Below are 19389 nucleotides of genomic sequence, written 5' to 3' on the forward strand. Positions count from 1 at the left end.
CGTGCGCGTAATAATATGAATAATATTGTTAATTTTATTTATTCGCTTTGATATCGTTAACCACTGGCTTACCTGTTTTCGTCGATCCTGGCCGCGGGCACGCAGCGTGTCTCCGGGAGGGGTCGGAATGAACATCACTCTGTTGCAGGTGCCGCGCGCCGAGGCGGGGGCGATGCCGACCGAACGGCTGGGCGGTTATCGGGGCAAGCGGGCGTTCGATCTGCTGGTCGCGGCGCTGCTTCTGACGCTGACGGCGCCGCTGATGCTGGCGATCTGGCTGCTCCTGCGGGCCGGGACCGGGCAGGGCTTCGCCTGTCATCGGCGGATCGGGCATGGAGGCAGACCCATCCGCTGTCTCGTCTTTCATCTCGGGCGTCGCGACGGGGAGGTCGCCGGCTGGGTGCGGCGTGCCGGCCTGTCCGGCTTGCCATTGCTCTGGTCGGTGCTTCGGGGCGAGATGAGCCTTGTCGGACCGCGCCCGGCCACGCCTGCCGTTCTGGCACGCTATGGTCTGGCGCGAAACGGCTATCTGGCGATGCGCCCGGGGCTGACCGGGCTTGCCGATGCCCGGGAAGGGGCGCGGGAGGGTGCGCATTTCTGCGACCGGGTCCATGACGATCTGCGCTACAGCCGGATCGCCTCCCTCGCGCTCGACCTGGGGTTGATCGCGGCGACCTTGCGGCACCGATGCACAAGGCGGCCGGGCAGGCCCCAGCCGGGCCGTTCGCGGCCCGGTCCGGGGTGCGGCCGCTGACGCTCAGCTTTCATAGCGGGTCTTGCCGCGCCGGTCGGCATCCATCGGCAGATCCATGTGCAGCGGCTGATGGGCGCGTTGCGAACAGGCCTGGCGCGGGCAAAGCTGGCAACTGACCCCGATCCTTGCGACCGGCCCGTCGGCGCCCAGATTGATGGCCTGGGCATAGCCGATCCGATGCGCCTCGCCGCGCTCGCAGCCCAGCGCCACCGCCAGCCGGTTATCCTGCAGATGCGGGCTGAAGACCGGGCGCTTGACGGTGCGGCTGAGGGTGAAGAACTGGCTGCCATCGGGCATCTCGACCAGCTGCGGCAGGATCACGCCGGGCGTCGCGAAGGCGTTATGCACATTCCAGACCGGGCAGGAGCCGCCCTTCTCGGCCAGCGCGAAGGGGCTGGCATTGACCCGCTTGGTCACGTTGCCGGCCTTGTCGACCCGGATCAGGAAGAAACCCACGCCGCGCGCGCCGTCGCGCTGGAGCGCGGTCAGGCGGTGGCTGACCTGCTCGAAGGAGGTGCCGAAGGCCGCGCCCAGCCGGTCGACATCGTAAGCGGTCTCTTCGGCCAGGGCGAGGAAGGGGGCATAGGGCATCAACAGCGCCGCGGCGAAGTAGTTGGCCAGCTCGACCCGGCAGCGCGCGGCGGCCAGATCGCTGTCGATGCCGCCTTCCTCGATCATCGACTCGAGCAGATAGGGAATGTCGGCCAGCGCCAGGACATGGGCCAGCTGGAAGGCCCGGTTGGCATGGTCGAGCGCCTGCGACAGGCGCACCTCGCCCGCCTTCCGGTCGAAGACCCTCAGCGCATCGGGCATGTCGGCGGCGGGGGCGAGCCGGACCTCGATCCCGAGCTTCTGCCGCAGATAGCGTTTGAGCTGGGCATAGATGTCATCCGGATCGCCCGCGAACTGGGCGCGCACATTCTCGGCCGCGGTTTCCAGCGCGTCGAAATAGTTGCGGTTCTCGCGGAAGAAGTCATGCACCGCGGTTTCGGGCGATGTCACCAGCAACGCGGTGCCGGAGCCGTTGCCGCCGACCCGGGTGATCCGGTCGACGGCGGTGCGATGGCTGCGATAGAGCTGCAGGAACAGGTCGACAAGCCGGGGGGCATGGTCGATGGCGCCGCGCAGCTCCTGCAGGTCGGGCCGGTCGCGGCCGAAGGCGGGGTCGGCGACGGCCGCGCGCAGATCGGCCAGCCGTCCGGCATTGCGGTCGCTCAGCAGCTCGCGGATCTCGACGCCATAGGCCTCGGCCAGCGCCATCAGCACCTTGACCGATAACGATCTCTGGTTGTTTTCCAGCAGGTTAACATAGGCCGGGCTGATATTCAGCTGGCGCGCCATTTCGGCCTGGGTCTGACCATGATCGCGTCGCAACTGGCGCAGTTTCGATCCTATCAACGCTTTTCGCATGATTTACAACATTACACAACTGCGGCTTGTAAGATCCGATCTTAACAGATCGACGCGGTTTCGTGTGAAAAATCAGGCCCCATGCCTATTCTCGATCCTGCGACGGGACGGGATCTGCGGGAAGGGAGGGAACATGCCCGCAGGTTTCGCTCCGCGCTCAGTTCGGGAGGATCAAGATGACAGATGCATTCACACGTCGGGCGAGCCTTGCCCTGATGGGCGCCGCGGCGCTGAGCGCGGCCGCTCCGGCCTTCGCCGATGAGTGGAAGCCGATCAAGCCCGTCGAGATGGTGATCATGGCCGGGCAGGGCGGCGGGGCCGACCAGCTGGCGCGGCTGTTCCAGGCGATCATCCAGAAACAGGGCCTGTCGCGGATGCCGGTCCTGCCGGTCAACAAGGGGGGCGGCTCGGGCGCCGAGGCGCTGCGCTATCTCAAGGACCGCGAGGGCAACGCCCATACCATCATGGCGACGCTGAACAGCTATTACACGACGCCGCTCCGCGCCGATATCGGCGTCGACATCGCCGAATTCACGCCGATCGCGCGGATGGCGCTGGACAGTTTCGTGCTCTGGGTCGCGGCCGACAGCGACATTCACAACCTCGACGACTATGTCGCCGCGGTGAAGGCGGCAGGCGGCAGCTTCAAGATGGGCGGCACCGGCACCGGGCAGGAGGACAGCCTGGTGACCGCGATGCTCGAGAAGGAATTCGGCATCAAGCTCACCTATGTGCCCTACAAGGGTGGCGGCGATGTGGCGACCGCGCTGATCGGCGGGCATGTCTCCTCGACCGTCAACAACCCGTCGGAACAGATGGGCTTTTACCGCGCGGGCAAGTCGCGCCCCATCGCAGTGCTGACTGCCGAGCGGCTGACGCGCTTCCCCGATCTGCCGACCTTCACCGAGCTTGGCCATCCGCTGGTCTATACCATGCAGCGCTCCTTCGTCGGGCCGAAGGACATGCCCGCAGGCGCGGTGGCCTATTACACCGAGATGTTCCGCCAGCTCAGCGAGACCGAGCAATGGCGCAAATATACCGAGGAACAGGCGCTGCTGGCCGATTTCCTGACAGGCGACGCGTTGCAGGCCTATTTCCTCGAGGAACGCGACAAGCATGCCGAGATCCTGCGCGACATGAGCTCGTCGAGCTGAGCCGGACCCGGCCCGACGGGCGTACGCCCGCATCCCGTGCCCGCAGGTCCAGCATCACCGCAGAAGGAGGAGCGACGCCCATGCTTGCCGCCGACCGTCTCATCGCCCTGGCCCTGATGGCCTTTTCCGTCTTCGTCATGTGGTATGCCCAGCGCCTGCCGGTCGGCTGGGAGGCCGAGACCGGACCGGGGGCGGGCGCCTTTCCGTTCTGGCTGGGGCTCGGGATGCTGGCCGCCTCGGGCGCGATCCTGGCGCGGAGCTTCGTGACGCGGCCGCATTCGGGCGAGACCTTCATCCCCGATGCCGACGCGATCCCGCAGATCCTGGGCGTGGTCGGGCTGTTGCTGGGCGCCATCGCGCTGATCCCGCTTCTGGGGGCCTATATCGCGCTAATGCTGTTCCTGCTGGCCTATCTGCGGCTGATGGGCGGGCATGGCTGGCTGCTGACCGGCATCCTGACGCTGACGACGCCGGTCTTCCTTTTCTTCTTCTTCGAGGTGACGCTGAAGATCCTGCTGCCCAAGGGCGTGACCGAGCCGCTGTTCTACCCGCTTTACGCGATGTTCTTCTGAGGAGGCCCGGAGATGGACGTTCTTGCGCTTCTGGCCGACGGCTTTGCCAGCTCGATCTCGCCGCTGAACCTCCTGATCGTGCTGATCGGGGTGACGGTCGGCATCTTCATCGGGGCGATGCCGGGGCTCGGATCGGTCAACGGGGTGGCGATCGTGCTGCCGCTGACCTTCATCGTGCCGCCGGGCTCGGCCATCATCCTTCTGGCCGCGATCTATTACGGGGCGATGTATGGCGGCGCGATCAGCTCGATCCTGCTGGGCATTCCCGGCGCCTCGACCGCTGTCGCCACCACCTTCGACGGCCGGCCGATGGCGCAGAAGGGCGAGGCGGGGCTGGCGCTGATCGTGGCCGCCGTCGCCTCCTTCATCGGCGGCACGATCTCGGTCCTGCTCTTCACCATCTTCGCGGTGCCGCTGGCCGACATGGCGCTGGCCTTCGGTCCGGCCGAGGAATTCGCGCTGGTGCTGCTGGCCTTCACCACCTTCGTGGGGCTGGGGGGCGACGACATCCTCAAGACCGTCGTGATGATCTGCCTCGGGCTCGTGCTTTCGACCGTCGGGCTCGACATCATCTCGGGCGAGCCGCGGCTGGTGTTCGGCGATCTGCCGGGCTTCTATTCGGGGATCTCGTTTCTGGTGCTGGCGATCGGGGTCTATGGCGTGGGCGAGGTGCTTTACACCATCGAGACCTCGCGCAATGCGCCCATGGTGACGCCCGCGCGCCTGACCTTCGGGGAACTGCGGGCGGGGCTGTCGAAGATGCGCGGGATGTGGCGGACCATGAGCCTGGGCTCGGTTCTGGGCTTCTTCGTCGGCATCCTGCCGGCGGCGGGCGCGACGCCCGCCGCGCTGATGAGCTATGGCGTCGCGAAGTCGATCTCGAAACGTCCCGACAGTTTCGGACGGGGCAACCCCGAGGGCGTGGCCGCGCCCGAGACCGCCAATAACGCTGCATCGACCGGCTCGCTCCTGCCGATGCTGACGCTGGGCATTCCCGGCTCGCCGACCACGGCGCTTCTGCTGGGGGGCATGGTGATGTGGGGGCTGACGCCCGGCCCGATGCTGTTCGTCGAGCAGAAGGAATTCGTCTGGGGGCTGATCAGCTCGCTTTACACCGCGAACCTGGCGGCGGTGCTGGTCAATATCGCGCTGATCCCGGTCTTCGTCTGGGCGCTGAGGATGCCTTTGTCTGTGCTCTGCGCCATGGTGCTGGTCCTGTGCATCGTCGGCGGCTACGCGCCCGATCAGCGCCTGCACGACGTCTGGATGATCGCGGGCTTCGGGGTCGCGGGCTACCTTCTGCGAAAGGCCGATTACCCGCTGGCGCCGCTGGTGCTGGCGCTGGTGCTGGGACCCTTGATGGAAAAGAGTTTCCGTCAGACCATGATCGCGGAACATGGCGACCTGACGGTCTTCATCGAGCGGCCGATCGCGGCGATCTTCGTGGCGATCTCGGTCTTGCTTTTCGCGCTGCCGCTGATCCGGGCCCTGCGCCGGGGCCGCAATGGCAGCTCCCGACCGGCTCCGGCCGAGTGATGTAACGAGACAGAAAGGACATGACCTTGCAGACCATCTCGGACCTTCTTCAGGGACAGGACAATGCCGCGCCGGCCATCGGGGCGCCGGGGCGCGACTGGCTCGATTTCGCGGGGCTTCGCGATCAGGCGAGGCGGGTGGCGGAGGCGCTGCATGGCGCGGGCATCGGCCGGGGCGACCGGGTGGCCATCGTACTGCCGAACGGGCCCGAAATGGCCGCAGCCTTCGTCACCGTGGCGCAGGCGGCGGTGACGGCGCCGCTGAACCCGGCCTATCGCGAGGAGGAATTCGCCTTCTATCTCGAGGACCTGAAGGCCCGGGCCGTCGTCTTGCCCGAGGGCTATGACGGCCCTGCGGCGGCCGCGGCAGAGCGGCTGGGGCTTTGCGTGCTGCGACTGTCGGTCGATCCGGACGAACCTGCCGGGCGCTTCTCGCTGAGTGCCGAGGGCGGGGGCGGTGCCTGCGATGCCGCCGCGCCGGGCCCCGGGGATGTGGCGCTGATCCTGCATACCTCGGGCACCACCTCGCGGCCGAAGATCGTGCCGCTGACGCAGGCGAATGTGGCGGCCTCGGCGGTCCATATCCGCGACTCGCTGGCGCTGAAGCCCGGGGATCGCTGCCTGAACGTGATGCCGCTGTTCCATATTCACGGGCTCCTGGCGGCGGTGACGGCGTCTTTGTCGGCCGGGGCCTCGATCTGGTGCGCGCCGGGCTTCGATGCGCTGAAATTCTTCGGCTGGATGTCGGAGGCGCGGCCCAGCTGGTACAGCGCCGTGCCGACCATGCATCAGGCGATCCTGTCGCGCGCGGGCCGGAACCGCGATGTGATCGAGGCGGTGCCCTTGCGTTTCCTGCGCTCTTCCTCGGCCTCGCTGCCCGCGCAGGTCATGACCGCGCTGGTCGAGACCTTCGACGCGCCGCTGATCGAGGCGTACGGGATGACCGAGGCCGCGCATCAGATGTGCTGCAACCCGCTGCCGCGCGGGAGCCAGAAGCCCGGATCGGTCGGCGTGGCGGCCGGCCCCGAGGTGCGCATCGCCCATGAGGCCGAGAACCGGCTGATCGAGGGCACCGGCGAGGTGGTGATCTCGGGGCCCAACGTGACGCCGGGCTATGAGGGCAATCCCGAGGCCAATGCGAAAAGCTTCTTCGAGGCCGAGGGGCGGCGCTGGTTCCGCACCGGCGATCAGGGCGCCTTCGACGAGGACGGCTATCTGCATCTGACGGGGCGTCTCAAGGAGATCATCAACCGGGGCGGCGAGAAGGTCAGCCCGCTCGAGGTCGACGGGGTGCTGATGGATCATCCGGCGATTGCGCAATGCGTGAGCTTCGCGCTGCCGCATCCGAAGCTGGGCGAGGAGGTCGCGGCGGCGGTGGTGCTGAAGGAGGGCGCCGGGGCCAGCGAACGCGAGATCCGGGAATTCGCGGCCGCGCGTATGGCCGATTTCAAGGTGCCGCGCAAGGTGGTGATCCTCGACGAGATCCCGAAAGGGGCGACCGGCAAGCTGCAGCGGATCGGCCTGGCCGAAAAGCTGGGCCTGTCGGAGCCGGCCTGAGCCGGTTTCCGGGCTTTGCCCGGACGCTGCGCGGCGGGTATTTTTCCCAAGAAGAAGAGGAACGCGGCAGGCCTTTCGGGCCCGCTGGCGGAACGAGGGGCGTTTTTCGATGAAGATCTGTGTGTTCGGGGCGGGTGCCATTGGCGGCTATATGGGCGCGAAGCTGGCACAGGCGGGGGCCGAGGTGAGCCTTGTCGCGCGCGGCCCGCATCTTGCGGCGATGAAGGCGCGGGGGCTTCGGCTGATCGAGGAGGAGAGCGGTACCGACGAGACGGTGCCGGTCAGGGTCGCGGAGGATGCCGCCGAGCTCGGACGGCAGGACTATGTGGTCGTGACGCTGAAGGCGCATTCGGTGCCGCCGGTGGTTCGCAGGATGCAACCCCTGATCGGCGAGGGGACGACCATCGTGTCCGGCGTGAACGGGGTGCCCTGGTGGTATTTCCACAGGATCGGCGGCGCGCTCGAGGGCACGCGGCTCGCCTCGGTCGATCCGGGCGATGCGCAATGGAACGGGTTCGGGCCCGACAGGGTTCTGGGTTGTGTCGTCTATCCGGCCGCCGAGGTGATCGAGCCCGGTGTCGTCCGGCATATCGAGGGCAACCGCTTTTCGCTGGGCGAGCCCGATGGGTCGAAATCGGAACGCGCGCTCCGGCTGTCAAGGGCGCTGGCCTCGGCAGGGTTGAAGGCGCCGGTGCGCCCGAAGCTGCGGGACGAGATCTGGGTCAAGCTTTGGGGGAACCTGTCCTTCAATCCGATCTCGGCGCTGACCCATGCCACGCTGGATGTGCTTTGCACCGATCCGGGCACGCGGGCCGTGGCGCGGGCGATGATGCTCGAGGCGCAGGCGGTTGCCGAGAAGCTTGGGGTGAAGTTCCCGGTCGATGTCGAGCGCCGGATCGAGGGAGGGGCCGCGGTCGGGGCGCACCGGACCTCGATGCTGCAGGATCTGGATCTGGGGCGGCCGATGGAAATCGACGCGCTGGTGGGGTCGGTGCAGGAGCTGGGCCGCATCACCGGCACGCCGACGCCTGCCATCGATACCGTTCTGGCGTTGGTCGCGCTGAGGGCGCGGGTCGCGGGGCTTTACGGAGCGTGATTTCGGGCGCTCAGGCCCGTTGTTCTGCGATCTCGGCAAAGACGACGCGGCGTGCCGCGGGCGAGAGAGGTTTGGTCAGCAGCGCGACGCCGCACGCGATCCGCACCCGGCCGGGCAGCAGATGATCATGGCTGAAGGCCCGTAGCGGGCAGTCGTTGCGGAGGAAGCTGAGCGCCATGGCCGAGGGGAAGGGCCGCCCGTGCCGTCCTGCATGCGTTCTAACCGGGTGCCGCCGCCTGCCGAGCCGCCGATCAGGAGTGCCGGTGTCAAGTCCGGTCAGCATCGCTGCGGCCAGCATCTGCGGTTCGAGAGCACCCGCGCGGGATTCGCTTTCCGGTCCATCCATCCCCTCCCGAAGACGGCCTTCGCCGGAAATGGCTGCCTTCCCTGCGGAAGATGCCTCTAGCCTGGATCGCACATCCCCCCGGAGAAGCTGGCCTCCTGGGCGATCAGCCCCGCCTGGGCGCGGCTCTGGACCCCGAGCTTGGGCATGATCGCGGTTACATGGGCCTTAACATTGGTTTCGACAATCGAGAGGTCGAATGTAATCTGTTGGTCGAACTTATCCCCGCCGCTTGCCTGCAGGATGCGTCGATGCTGCGACGTCAAGAGCGGATCGCATGTTCCCGACCTTTGGCAGCGGTCTGCTCCGGATCATCGGCAATCTCGATGCCCTCGGCGATGGAGACAATTGTATAACGGAAGACGTCGCGCGTACTGCGCTTGGGCACGCGACCGACGGCCCCCGCCCGGATCGCGGTGCCGATGAGGCGCGGACCGGCGATCGAGGACAGGACGACGACCGGTGTCGCCCCGAGCGTGGTCTTGAGGCGGATCAGCCCGTCGAGCCTGCTGACATCCGGCAGGTTGAAATCGAGCAGCAAGATATCGGGGCGCCGCGCGGTGCCGAGCCGACGGGGCGCGTCTTCGAGATGGCCGCTGGTTTAGAGCTTGCCGATGCCGACCGCCGATTTCAGTGTCATTGACAGCGCATCGCAAAAAACCGGGGTGATTGTCGATCACCATCGCACTGGCAAATCGGGGGGACGGTCGGGCGGATCGGAGCGGCGCTCATAGGGTATCTGCCTTTGGGCCGGTTGGAGGTGAAGGCCGAGCGGGAACCGGGGCGGGCCTAAGCCTGGTACGGCGTGGCTGGCGCGCTCATCGGCACCAAGTTCGAAGCACGGCGCCGATGGGCTCCTGCCTTGGTCGAATAGCAGGCGGGGCGGGCAGGCTCTGATCCCAGCGCTCAAGCAGCGCTTGCCAAGCGTCGCCCGGCTGGTCAGTCTGTCAGGCATCGACGAACTCAAGGATATCCGCCTTGTCGATGACGGCGCGCCTTGCATCGGCGCAGCAACGCCATTTGCGACGAGGCGGCAGCGTCCTCACCGGCACTGGCCGATCTGGTCGCCCATGTCGGCGATACGGAGGTGGTGCTTGCCTCAGGCCAGCGACCCGGACCAACATCCGCGAGATCATGCTCGACGGCTATCTAGGGGCATGTTCGATACCGCCTTGGAGGAGAGTGAAATTATCACCGAGATCCGCTTTCCGGTTCCCCATCAGGCGGCCTATGTCATATTCGCCCAGCCGGCCTCGCGCTCTGACGATGGGGGCGCGTGGCGGTCGCTCGCGCTTCGGAAGAGGGCGTGTCCCGCGGGCCAAGGCCGCGTTTCCGGACGCGATTTCAGGACCGAATCCGGAGGCGGGGCTGAGCGCCGATCACCGCGCGCATCTAGTTCGGGTGCAGGCCGGACGAGCGGCGGCCGGAGCCTGCCGAGCCCGGATCCCGCAACGGAGAGTGGACGGCCTGCCGTCTTGCGTAGCAGACAAGACCCCCGATCCGATCCCCGATCGCGGATCGGATCGGGGGCCTTGTCTGTCCGGGCGGCGCATGGGGGAAGACGCCGGTCCCGGACCCAAGCTGCGATAGATGTTTCAGGCGCCGAACCGCTGCTCGGCGACGGGGCGGCCTTCGAGCAACTGACTGACCATCGCAGCGATGCTCTCCTGGGTCGCGTTCAGCCGGTCGAGAACGGCATCGAGATTGTCCTTCCGCTCGGCTCCATGGCCGGCCATCAGCTGTTCGGACAGCGCGGTCACGAGGCTTGACAAGGCGTCGATCTCGATGGCGCGGGCAGCGATGTCGTCGCCACTGACACTGCCCTCGGGCTGGGCCTCGGCCAGTCGCTCGATCCGTTCGAGCAGATCGGCGATCTCGCCCGAATGCGAGGATTGAACCTCGCCCAGACGTTCGGCAATGGCCTCGATCCGCTGCTCGATCGCCTCGATGGCGGCCTCCGAACTGTCGGCATCGTCGGTCGGGGCGCTCGACGATTGGGCGAGCGCATAAAGCGCCGTTTCGATCCGCTCCACAGCGGCTTCGACCCGCTCGAGACCTTCGGCCAGACGTTGCTGGCGGTCCTCGATCCGTGTCATTGCGGCCTCGATGGTCGAGATCCGCGTTCCGAGGCTTTCTCCCGGATCCGCATCTGCCTGATCGTCGCGCGGATTGCCGAGCATGAATTCGATCAGGTCGAGCCGATCCATCACCCGGTCGAGAGCGGCGCCGAAAGTCTCGGCCGCGGCCTCGTCCGGTTCGCCAGTGTGATCGGGGAATTCGTCCTCTGGCGCACTGTCTGAGCCGTCGGCCGCGGGCTGGTCTTCCCCGGCCTCTGTCTCTGCCTCGGACATGTCGGGAAGGAGGTCGTCTGCCTCCGGCGCGATATTGTCGGAGAGAGGGGGCTCTGCCCCGGTGGCGGCGTCGTCTTCAGGCGCGATATCGGGGCCCGGACCGGCCTCATCGGACAGCACGGCCAGGTCGGCGACGGCTTCGTCCCCGGTTTCGGACATGGTATCGGGTGGCGTCCGGAGCTCTGTCTCGGGGACGCCCGGAATATCCGGGAACTCTTCCTCCGCCATCGCTTCCAGAACCGAGGCCTCATCCTCCGTGATGGCCGCCTCGAAAGCGGGCTCGTCGGCGGCGTCTTCGGGCATTGCGTCCCCGGAGTCGGAAGGCTCATCTTCCGGGGCCGCATCCGGGACGACTTCGTCGGCCATCCCGGCAGTTTCGACCGCGTCACCGGCAGGCGCGATTTCGTCATCCTCGTCCGATACCCCCGCCACGAGGCCGGGGTCGTCGGGGACGATCTCTGCCTCCTCTTCGGGAGCGGGCACGGGGGCCAGATCGGTGAGCCGGAACGGGTCGAGCCGAAGGAAATTCGGGATCTCGCGCCGGAAGGTGAGGCCCACGCCCTGGCCGGGCATCATGATGGCCTCGACGCCCATCGCGCGAAGGACACGCATTGCCGAGGCCGGAACCGCCTCGGGCGCGCCGCGCGACATGGTCAGAAGGTGTGTAGGCCGAGGCTCGACGGTGGCATCGGCCGTCGCGGCCGCGCTGTCCGGGCCGAAGCTTGCCGACGCCGGGGACATCTCGTTCGCAAAACCAGTCACGGGGTTCTCCCTGCTCATCCAGTCACTCCCGGTGGTACGCCCAATGGGTTACGAAAGTCTTGAAGACTGCCGGAACAGGCTGCCCAGGGAAGGCTCAGGCGACCGAGGACGCGCCCGGGCCGCGGTCGCCGAACCGGCCCGCAGCCAGCCGTCTGCTGAAATCGTCTGCGGACAGCGGGCGGGCGAAATGAAACCCCTGCAATGTGTCGCAACCGAGCCCAGCGAGGATTTCGGCATGGGCCGAGGTCTCGACGCCTTCGGCCGTCACGCCGATACCGAAGGTCCGGCCGATATCGACGATACTGCGCACCAGCCGTCGGGCCCGCTCGGTCCGGGTGACCGGCACGACCAGACGCTGGTCGATCTTCATCACGTCGGGTGCAAGCTGCATCAGGCCCACCACCGAGGCATGGCCCGATCCGAAATCGTCGACCTCGATGCCGAAGCCCTGTTCGCGCAACAGATCGATGTGAAAGCAGAATTCCTCGTTCTGCTCTTCGACCAGCACGCTTTCGAGCACTTCGAGCGCGATCCGCGTGGACCCGATCTCGATCCCCGCGGCGATGCCGGGCAGATCGGAATCGCGCAATTGGGCGACGCCTGCATTGAACGAGATTTTCGGGATGGCAAGGCCCGCACGGTTCATCGCGGCGACCTCTTCGAGCCCCTTGCGATAGATGATGCGGTCGATCTCGGGCAGCATCGACATCTGCCCGGCAAGCCCGAGAAACGCGGATGGGGGCAGGATGCCGCGCAGCGGATGGCGCCAGCGCGCCAGCGTCTCGATGCCGACCAGCGCATGGGTCGCGGCATCGAACTGGGGCTGGAAATAGGGCACGAATTCCTCGCGCAGCACGGCCTGTTCGATCTCGAGGGCAAGGCGGCGCTTTTCCTGCACGTCGCGGTGCAGCGAGGGCGTATAGAGCGTGATCGCGTTGCGTCCGCCGTCTTTCGATGCGTAAAGCGCGGCATCCGCACTGACCAGCAGCGCGGAATTGTCGACCAGCCGGCCATCGGCGGCACAGATACCGAAACTGGCCCCGACCCGGCAGGTCTTGTTCTGGAACGGGATGTCGCGCAGGATCTCGTCGCGAAGCCGTTCGGCCATGGCCTGCGCCTCAATGGCATCGCGCCCGCTCCCGAGCAGGATCACGAATTCATCACCGCCGATCCTTGCCGCGACATCGCCCGGCGCGATGCAGTTGCGCAGGATCGCCGCAATCCGGGTCAGGACATGATCACCCGCTGCGTGGCCAAGGGTGTCGTTGACGTTCTTGAAATGGTCGAGATCAATGCGGATGATCGTGCGCGGATCCGCCTCGGAGCCGAGTGCCTCGAACAGGTGTTCAAGCGCGCGCCGGTTCGGCAGGCCGGTCAGGCTGTCCTGAAGGGCCTGCTGTTCAAGCTTGCGCCGGACGCTTTCAAGCTGGCCTTCATAGGCCTTGCGGCGGGTGATATCGGAGGAAATGGTCGCGAAACGGGCGACCTGTCCCTGGCTGTCAAAGATCGGCGTGATGCTGAGATAGGCCCAGAACGGCGTTCCGTCGCGGCGGTAATTCAGGATTTCGGCGCGGACCGGACGCGTGTCGGCGATGGCCTCGCGCAGGCTGCGACTGACGTCCGGGTCGGTGCCGGGCCCCTGAAGAAGCGCATCCGCATTCTGGCCCAGCACTTCCTCTGCCGTATAGCCTGTCATGGTCAGAAAGGCGGGATTGGTCCAGACGATGCGCCGGTCGCGATCCGAGACCAGGATGGAATCATGGGACATCCTGGCGATCTGCGCCAGTTCGGCCAGTTCGACCTGCTGGGATGCCAGGCGCCGGCGGCTGTCTTCCAGCGCGCGATGCGGCGCGACGATGAAGCGGCGCCCGGCCAGCCCCATTGCCATGAAGGGCAGCAGCAATGCGAAGCCGGTGAACAGGAAGACCTCGCGTCCCATTTCCCAGCCGAGCCGCGCGGTGAGCTTGGTATTGCGTGCGATCTTCACGTAGAAATCGGTACCCACGACCGGTGCGGCGATCGGATCGGTGCGGTCGCCGCTCCATTCGGGATACATCTGCACCTGAAATCCGGTGGCGAGCTGTGTCGCGGCAGAGACCGCGTCGCCCGCCAGAACCCGGCTGAGGTCGAGATGCTTCTCGATCACCAGCATGCCGCGCGGCGGCCCGTCAGACAGGATGGGCAACGAAATGAGGAAGGCCGCCTCGACCGGCGTCTTGCCGGGCCGGTAGGACACGATGGGCGCGTTGCCGATGAGCCCGTTTTCGAGACTGCTGAGCCCCTGGCGGGTTTCGGCAAGGCCGAAGACCGGACGCCGGACCCGGCCTGGCGTTCGCAGCCGGACATGACCCTGGCGGTCGAACAGCAAGGCCTGCGCCGTCACCCCGTCGACTAGCCGTTCCAGGTCGCGTCGCATCTGCGCCGGACGAATCCGGCCTGACCCGGCGAGATAGGCGGCCGTGGCCGGCGCCTCGGCCAGTTCCCTTGCATCCGACAACACCAGTGTCAGCGCATCCTGCACGCTGGCCGCGCGGGTCTGGGCCTGGGTCTCGAGCGCGGCCCGGTGCAGCTTGTGCAGCGCCGGCATGGCCACGAGCCACAGCGCCGCGGCGATGGCGGCAAGCGCCGTCAGGTACCCCGCCGCAGTCAACAGCAGGAACCTTCGGTCGACATCGAGCCGGGTCATCGGCACGGCATGGCCGGTCGATGCGCGCCGGTCCGGTCGGTGGAGGGCAGGCGGTGGCGGGGCATTCCTGTTCACAATTTGTTCGCCGGCGCATCCTGCGACCCCGGATTTGGCGCAGTCTTAACGCAGCCGAAGAAAACCCGGACAATTCGAGCGGTCCGCGACGGGCGCGGAACGGCGCGTTGCCGGGGGGGGCGATACGGAGGGCAGGCGCTGCGGCGGGGTCCGGGTTTCGGCCCTTGCCTTGAGTCCGGCCCGGGGGCACAATTTTCTGTATCCGGTCCGGGGGGACCGCTTTGACGAGGCGAGGGACGGATGCGTTACGCTTGGCTGGCCACGGCGGCGGCCGTGCTGTCGATATCGGGCACGGTGGGGATCTGTCAGGATGACGGCACGCCCGAGGGCGTCGCCGAGTTGTCGCAGCAGGCGGCCTCCTACCGGCGGATCATCGCGGCGCTTTCGGAAGAGAGCACCCAGGCCGAGGCGGTACTGCAGAAGACGCAGGAGCGGCTGCGCCTGGCGCTGAACGCGCTGGCCGAGGCCGAGGCGCGGTTTGACCGGATCTCACAGCAGCAATCCGAGGCCGAGGCTTCGGGGCAGGCCGAGCTGTCGGACCTGAGCGGCCGGATCGAGGCCGCGCGCGCGGAGCTGACGGGGCGCGAGGCCGAGCTGGCCGCGCTGACGGCCCGGATCGAGACGGCGACCGATGTCGCCGAAGCAGCGGAAGGCGCGGCCGAGGCGGCCCGTGCCGCGCGCGATGCGGCGGGACAGGAGACGGCGGAACTTTCCGAAGCTGTCAAGCAGGCAAGGGCCGCCGCCGGGGCCGCGCAGGCCGAACGGCAAGAGGCAGAGGCGGCGCTGGCCGACATCCGTTCCCGGCTCGAGGCCGAGACCGCCCGGATGGCCGAAGCGGAGGCCGCTTTCGAGACGGTCCGCGCGCAGACCGCCGAAGCCCGGGCGGCGCTGGAAACGGTCGAGGCGCTTCGGGAAAAGCACGAGGCCGCGGCGAGACAGGCCGGTTCGGAGCGCAGCGCGGCCGAAAGCCGGCTGGCCGATCTTCGGGACGCGCAGGAACGGGCGGTCGAGGCCGAGCGCGCGGCACGGGAACGCGCGGCGGCCGCGCAGGAGGCGGCGGATGCGGCCGAAGCCGGGGCTGCGGCACTGGCGCAGAAGATCGCCGCGGCCGAGGCCCGGCACGAGGGCCTGCTGGCGGATGGACAAGAGGCCGAAGCCGCGCTGGCATCGTTGCGTGAGGAGCTCGAGGCGGCAACTGCGGCGCGCGACGCGGCCGAGCTGGCACGGCAGGAGGCCGAGGCTGCGGCGGAAGACGGCCGCGCCCGCGCGGCGACGCTGGTCGAGGAGGCGCGGGTGATGGCCGAGGAGCGCGAGCGGGCGGCCGAGGCGAAGGTCGTGGCCCTCGAGGCCCGGGCCGCACAGCTTGCTGCCGATATCGAGGCCGCGCGGCGCCTGCTGCCCGCAACCGCTGCGCCGATGACCGAGGCGGCCGACACCGCGCCCCCGGAACCGGATGCTCCCGCCCTCCCGCCGGGCACGCGGCCGGCCTTTCGGGCCGGGGCGGCGCCCCCGGCCGAGGCGGTCGCCCGGGCGGTTTCCGAGGCCCCGGGGCTTGCCGAAGCCAGTCAGGCCGAACGCGCCGAGCTTGAACGGCTGCTCGGCGAGGGCATGTGCGCGCCCGATGCGCTGCGCACCGTCTTCGGCGGGATCAACCGTCAGACTCTCGTTTCGCTGATCCGCGGCCTCGGCCGGTGCTAGCAAGCTGGTGCCGTCCGTCCGCGCTGTGAGGAGTGTTGCCGAATGTCCCTTTTCAGTCGTCCCTTTTCCGGCCTGAAGGCAGGCCTCATCATGGTTTTCACCGCGCTCGCGGGCCTGGTTCCGGCGGCCTCCGTCCCGGCCCAGACCTTCGAGAAGAACATCCTGACCGGCGGCCCGACCGGCACCTATATCCAGTTCGGCCGCGACATTGCCGGTATCGCCGCGGAATGCGGCATCACGCTCAATGTCCTGGAAAGCGCCGGATCGCTCGAGAATTTCGTCGGTGTCCGGCAACGGAGCTTTACCCAGTTCGGCATCGTCCAGAGCGACGTTCTGGAATATCTGCGCACCTATGCCGCGAACGATCCGGAGATGGCGCGCACCATCGCCGGGGTACGGATCGCCTTTCCCCTTTACAACGAAGAGGTCCATCTGCTGGCTCGTTCCGAGATCGGCAGCCTCGCCGAAATGGCGGGCAGGCGCGTTGCGGTCGGTGTCGAGAACAGCGGGACCTATGTCACCGCAACGCTGGTGCTCGACCTGGCCGAGGTGGCGGCAGAGCGCGTGAAGATCGGCCCCGACGAGGCGCTGCGCCAGCTCCTGGCAGGCGAGATCGATGCCTTCTTCTATGTCGCGGGCGCGCCGACCAAGCTTTTCCAGACCCCCGGGATCGAGGCCGGGCGTTTCCATCTGCTGGCGCTGACAGACCCTGTTCTGCAGGCGGTCTATACGCCCGCGACAATCCCTGCGGACACCTATCCGTTCCAGTCCGGGCCGGTCGAGGCGGTGGCGGTCAAGGCGGTTCTGATGACCTATGACTATCAGATCCGCAAGAACCGCTATCACCGCGCCAGTTGCGATGCGGTGCGCAGCCTCTCGCACCTGCTGCTGGCGCGGTTCGAGGAGTTGAAGGAGACCGGCCATCCGAAATGGAAGCAGGTCGATCTGACCGATATCCCGCCGGGCTGGGAGGTGGCCGCCTGCGTCAACATGGGGATAGATCCCGAATTCTCGCTGCCATGCACCCGCGAGGGCGCGACCATGGGGCCCGGCGCGAGCGAGGCGAATGCGCTTTACCGTCATCGGGTCTGCGCCGCCATCGGCGGTTGCTGAACGGGCATCCGGTGCCGTCCGGAAGCCCGCCCATCGCTCTGCGCGTATCCCGGGCGCATGTCCGATGCCAACCGCCCGGGCCGCCGCCCGCTCCGCTAGCGCGGCTCGATCCTTTGCCAGTCGGTGGGGGCATTGCGCCCGGCGCGTATCCGCCACCAGTTCAGGGCCAGGTCCGCAGGCAGGCTCAGGCGGGCCGCCGTCAGAGCCGTGGCGAAGCGGGCCTGTGGCGGGCCGGGCTCGGCAGCCAGTTCGACCAGGAAGGGGCCGCTTCCCTGCCAGACCAGCTCGATGACGCCCCCGGCCAGGTGCGCGGCCAGCGGCCGGGCGGTGGCCCGGTCGGGATCGGCGGGCCCTTCGGGCAGGTCGTCCAGCCGGACCTGCGCTGCCACCACCTCGGTCGCGGCGATCCGGTACCAGTGCCGCGCGGTGTCGATATTGCGCTCGACGCCGTCGCCGACCTCGTAGATCTGGCCGAGGTAATAGGCGGCACGGCTCTGACCGTTCACCGCCGCCCGGGAATAGGCGATGGCGATGTCAAGCGGATCGCTGCTGGCCAGCGCATGCCGGTACTGGCGCTGCGCCACGCGCGCATCGGCCGGTGCGGCGTCGAGCATGAGCGGAGAGGCGGCCGGATCTAGCTTCGGCTCGGGGCTCTGCTCGGTTCGCTGCTCGGGGGGCGGGCCGGAGCCGGGGTCGGGCTTTGGAACGGGACGCGCGGCGGTGGCCTGCACCCCTGTCAGCGGCGCGGCGCCGCCCGCGCTCAGCCGCCCGTTCAGCGCGTCGAGCCGCAGTTCCGCTTCGGCGATCCTGTCCTGCAATTGCGCGAAATCTGCCGTGGCGCGGTCGGCGGCGACACGGGCCGCAGCGCGTCTGGCCTCGGCGGCGGCGGTCTCCTGGATGGCGTCGCGACGCCGCGCCGCAAGACGGTCGAGCTCGGCGCGGGTCTCGGCAAGACGGGCCTCGGCGGCCGCGATCCGGGTCCTGGTCAGGTGTTCGGCTGCCGCACCCGTTTCAGCGCTGGCGGTTTCCGCTGCGCGCAGCCGATCAGCGAGCGGCGCCTCGCTGCGGCCTTCGGAAAAGGGGCTGGCAGTGGCCAGGCGCGGGGCGCCTGTATTGCCCGGAGATGCCGGATCGTCTGGCCCCCCGACGATCAGGGTGCTGCCGACGAAGACCGCCGCAAGGCCGAGCGCGGCGCCGGTCGTGGCAGCCAGAAGGCGCGTCCTGCGCGGGCGGAGGCGGGCCGGCGCGGGGCAGGGCTCGGGGACGGAAGCCGCCGCCGAGACAGGCTTGTTGACCCGATCAGCTTCCGGCCGCGCAGAGCCGGCAGCCGCCGTCTCGGGGGCCGTCTCGGGCGGTGGCGATTGCGCAACGGGGCGCAGTCGCGCGCCCGGCGGGGCCGCCTTCGGCCGCGGCGGCAGCGAAGGCGCGGGGCCTTCGAACAGGCAGATTCCATCGCCGGCGGTATCCTGCCAGTCGGCCAGCAGCTCGCGGAGGAAAGCGCCGTCGAGGCAGGTCCGGTCGGCGCCGAAAGCGGCGTTCAGGCCGCGGTCGCAGATCGTGTTGACCAATCGCGGCAGGCCATGGGCATGACGGTGGATCAGCGCCAGTGCCTCTGGGTCGAAAAGCGCGTCGGCCTCCCCTCCGGCCGCTACGATGCGGCTTCGGATATAATCGGCGGTCTCGGTCGCGGTCATCGGCTGCAGCCGGACCTGGCTGTCCTGCGCCAGATCCAGAAAGGAGGGATGGCTCTGTTCGAGATGGGGTTCGAGTTCGGGCAGGCCGGACAGCACCAGCCGGAAGGCCGCGCCTGCGCCCTGTCCGGGGCGGGCCACCCGGTCGAGCATCTCCAGACCGGCCGTTGACAGGCCCTGCGCCTCGTCGATCGCCAGCAGCGGCAGCCGGCCGGCGGCACGGATCTCGGCCATCACGGTCTCGACCCGGGCCAGGAGCCTGTCGGGCTCGGCTGCGCCCGCCTCGGCGCCGAAGGCCGAGAGGATCCAGCGCAGGAGCGCGGGACCGTCTCCGATCGGATTGGCATGGAAGGCGGGCCGGAAGATCCCGGTCAGGGTGTCGTCCCGCAGGAGCGCGCGCAGAAAGGTGGTCTTGCCGGTGCCGGTGTCGCCCAGCACCAGCGCCAGAGGCGCGCCGTCGATCAGCGCCAGGCGCAGGCGTTCGAAATCATGCCAATGCGGGTCGGTCCAATGCACCGCCCCCTCGCAGGGCGCCAGGCCGAACGGGCGTTGCGCCAGTCCGAAGAATGCAACGTACATGCGTTATGCCGTG

At 68.2% G+C, this 19389-nt stretch carries 14 protein-coding genes and 1 pseudogene; 8 read left to right on the forward strand and 7 right to left on the reverse strand.

What is annotated here, in order from left to right; all coding sequences use genetic code 11:
* Positions 1-127: 127 nt before the first annotated feature.
* The gene (locus B5V46_RS09035) at positions 128-754 is read left to right on the forward strand and encodes a sugar transferase (RefSeq protein WP_080616301.1); all 627 of its coding nucleotides are present in this window, start codon (positions 128-130) and stop codon (positions 752-754) included.
* Positions 755-757: 3 nt separating this feature from the next.
* Here B5V46_RS09035 and B5V46_RS09040 read toward each other — a convergent pair whose 3' ends face one another.
* Positions 758-2164, reverse strand: coding sequence for a short-chain fatty acyl-CoA regulator family protein (locus B5V46_RS09040; RefSeq protein WP_080616302.1), 1407 nt, complete (start codon positions 2162-2164; stop codon positions 758-760).
* Positions 2165-2340: 176 nt separating this feature from the next.
* Between B5V46_RS09040 and B5V46_RS09045 the strand changes: the two genes are divergently transcribed.
* The 5 genes from B5V46_RS09045 to B5V46_RS09065 all read left to right on the forward strand — a co-directional run bounded on the left by B5V46_RS09045 (position 2341) and on the right by B5V46_RS09065 (position 8078).
* Entirely contained in the window at positions 2341-3318 is a 978-nt protein-coding gene (locus tag B5V46_RS09045; protein WP_080616303.1) for a tripartite tricarboxylate transporter substrate binding protein, read from the forward strand.
* Between the two features lie 80 nt (positions 3319-3398).
* The gene (locus B5V46_RS09050) at positions 3399-3890 is read left to right on the forward strand and encodes a tripartite tricarboxylate transporter TctB family protein (protein WP_080616304.1); all 492 of its coding nucleotides are present in this window, start codon (positions 3399-3401) and stop codon (positions 3888-3890) included.
* 12 nt (positions 3891-3902) lie between these two features.
* Positions 3903-5426, forward strand: a complete 1524-nt coding sequence (locus tag B5V46_RS09055) for a tripartite tricarboxylate transporter permease (protein ID WP_080616305.1) — start codon at positions 3903-3905, stop codon at positions 5424-5426.
* Between the two features lie 20 nt (positions 5427-5446).
* Positions 5447-6982 carry an acyl--CoA ligase gene (locus B5V46_RS09060; protein ID WP_080616306.1) on the forward strand — a complete coding sequence of 512 codons (1536 nt, stop codon included), beginning with the start codon at positions 5447-5449 and terminating at the stop codon, positions 6980-6982.
* Positions 6983-7091: 109 nt separating this feature from the next.
* Positions 7092-8078, forward strand: a complete 987-nt coding sequence (locus tag B5V46_RS09065; protein ID WP_080616307.1) for a 2-dehydropantoate 2-reductase — start codon at positions 7092-7094, stop codon at positions 8076-8078.
* 10 nt (positions 8079-8088) lie between these two features.
* On the opposite strand, the gene B5V46_RS20220 is transcribed toward B5V46_RS09065, so the two are convergent.
* The 5 genes and pseudogenes from B5V46_RS20220 to B5V46_RS09080 form a co-directional block, all read right to left on the reverse strand.
* Positions 8089-8256 carry a hypothetical protein gene (locus tag B5V46_RS20220; protein WP_196774225.1) on the reverse strand — a complete coding sequence of 56 codons (168 nt, stop codon included), beginning with the start codon at positions 8254-8256 and terminating at the stop codon, positions 8089-8091.
* A gap of 335 nt (positions 8257-8591) precedes the next feature.
* A pseudogene (locus B5V46_RS20830) lies at positions 8592-8687 on the reverse strand (hypothetical protein); the annotation flags it as partial.
* Positions 8684-8962, reverse strand: coding sequence for a hypothetical protein (locus B5V46_RS20835; RefSeq protein ID WP_369822772.1), 279 nt, complete (start codon positions 8960-8962; stop codon positions 8684-8686). The pseudogene B5V46_RS20830 and the gene B5V46_RS20835, both read right to left, overlap by 4 nt.
* A 1054-nt stretch (positions 8963-10016) precedes the next feature.
* Positions 10017-11534 carry a hypothetical protein gene (locus B5V46_RS09075; protein ID WP_155773998.1) on the reverse strand — a complete coding sequence of 506 codons (1518 nt, stop codon included), beginning with the start codon at positions 11532-11534 and terminating at the stop codon, positions 10017-10019.
* 94 nt (positions 11535-11628) lie between these two features.
* Positions 11629-14220 carry a bifunctional diguanylate cyclase/phosphodiesterase gene (locus tag B5V46_RS09080; protein WP_080616309.1) on the reverse strand — a complete coding sequence of 864 codons (2592 nt, stop codon included), beginning with the start codon at positions 14218-14220 and terminating at the stop codon, positions 11629-11631.
* Positions 14221-14535: 315 nt separating this feature from the next.
* Between B5V46_RS09080 and B5V46_RS09085 the strand changes: the two genes are divergently transcribed.
* Both B5V46_RS09085 and B5V46_RS09090 read left to right on the forward strand, forming a co-directional pair.
* Positions 14536-15993, forward strand: coding sequence for a hypothetical protein (locus tag B5V46_RS09085; RefSeq protein ID WP_080616310.1), 1458 nt, complete (start codon positions 14536-14538; stop codon positions 15991-15993).
* 42 nt (positions 15994-16035) lie between these two features.
* A complete protein-coding gene (locus tag B5V46_RS09090; RefSeq protein ID WP_231119073.1) occupies positions 16036-17106 on the forward strand; it encodes a TAXI family TRAP transporter solute-binding subunit in 1071 nt (356 codons plus the stop codon).
* Positions 17107-17201: 95 nt separating this feature from the next.
* On the opposite strand, the gene B5V46_RS09095 is transcribed toward B5V46_RS09090, so the two are convergent.
* Positions 17202-19376, reverse strand: coding sequence for an AAA family ATPase (locus tag B5V46_RS09095; RefSeq protein WP_080616311.1), 2175 nt, complete (start codon positions 19374-19376; stop codon positions 17202-17204).
* Positions 19377-19389: the final 13 nt, after the last annotated feature.

This window comes from Rhodovulum sp. MB263 (assembly GCF_002073975.1).
GTDB lineage: Bacteria > Pseudomonadota > Alphaproteobacteria > Rhodobacterales > Rhodobacteraceae > Rhodovulum.

Excerpts from the sequence above, each read along its gene's own strand:
- B5V46_RS09035 (WP_080616301.1), top strand. The coding sequence starts at position 128 with ATGAACATCACTCTGTTGCAGGTGCCGCGCGCCGAGGCGGGGGCGATG.
- B5V46_RS09040 (WP_080616302.1), bottom strand. The coding sequence starts at position 2,164 with ATGCGAAAAGCGTTGATAGGATCGAAACTGCGCCAGTTGCGACGCGAT.
- B5V46_RS09045 (WP_080616303.1), top strand. The coding sequence starts at position 2,341 with ATGACAGATGCATTCACACGTCGGGCGAGCCTTGCCCTGATGGGCGCC.
- B5V46_RS09050 (WP_080616304.1), top strand. The coding sequence starts at position 3,399 with ATGCTTGCCGCCGACCGTCTCATCGCCCTGGCCCTGATGGCCTTTTCC.
- B5V46_RS09055 (WP_080616305.1), top strand. The coding sequence starts at position 3,903 with ATGGACGTTCTTGCGCTTCTGGCCGACGGCTTTGCCAGCTCGATCTCG.
- B5V46_RS09060 (WP_080616306.1), top strand. The coding sequence starts at position 5,447 with ATGACCTTGCAGACCATCTCGGACCTTCTTCAGGGACAGGACAATGCC.
- B5V46_RS09065 (WP_080616307.1), top strand. The coding sequence starts at position 7,092 with ATGAAGATCTGTGTGTTCGGGGCGGGTGCCATTGGCGGCTATATGGGC.
- B5V46_RS20220 (WP_196774225.1), bottom strand. The coding sequence starts at position 8,256 with ATGGCGCTCAGCTTCCTCCGCAACGACTGCCCGCTACGGGCCTTCAGC.
- B5V46_RS09080 (WP_080616309.1), bottom strand. The coding sequence starts at position 14,220 with ATGACCCGGCTCGATGTCGACCGAAGGTTCCTGCTGTTGACTGCGGCG.
- B5V46_RS09085 (WP_080616310.1), top strand. The coding sequence starts at position 14,536 with ATGCGTTACGCTTGGCTGGCCACGGCGGCGGCCGTGCTGTCGATATCG.
- B5V46_RS09090 (WP_231119073.1), top strand. The coding sequence starts at position 16,036 with ATGTCCCTTTTCAGTCGTCCCTTTTCCGGCCTGAAGGCAGGCCTCATC.
- B5V46_RS09095 (WP_080616311.1), bottom strand. The coding sequence starts at position 19,376 with ATGTACGTTGCATTCTTCGGACTGGCGCAACGCCCGTTCGGCCTGGCG.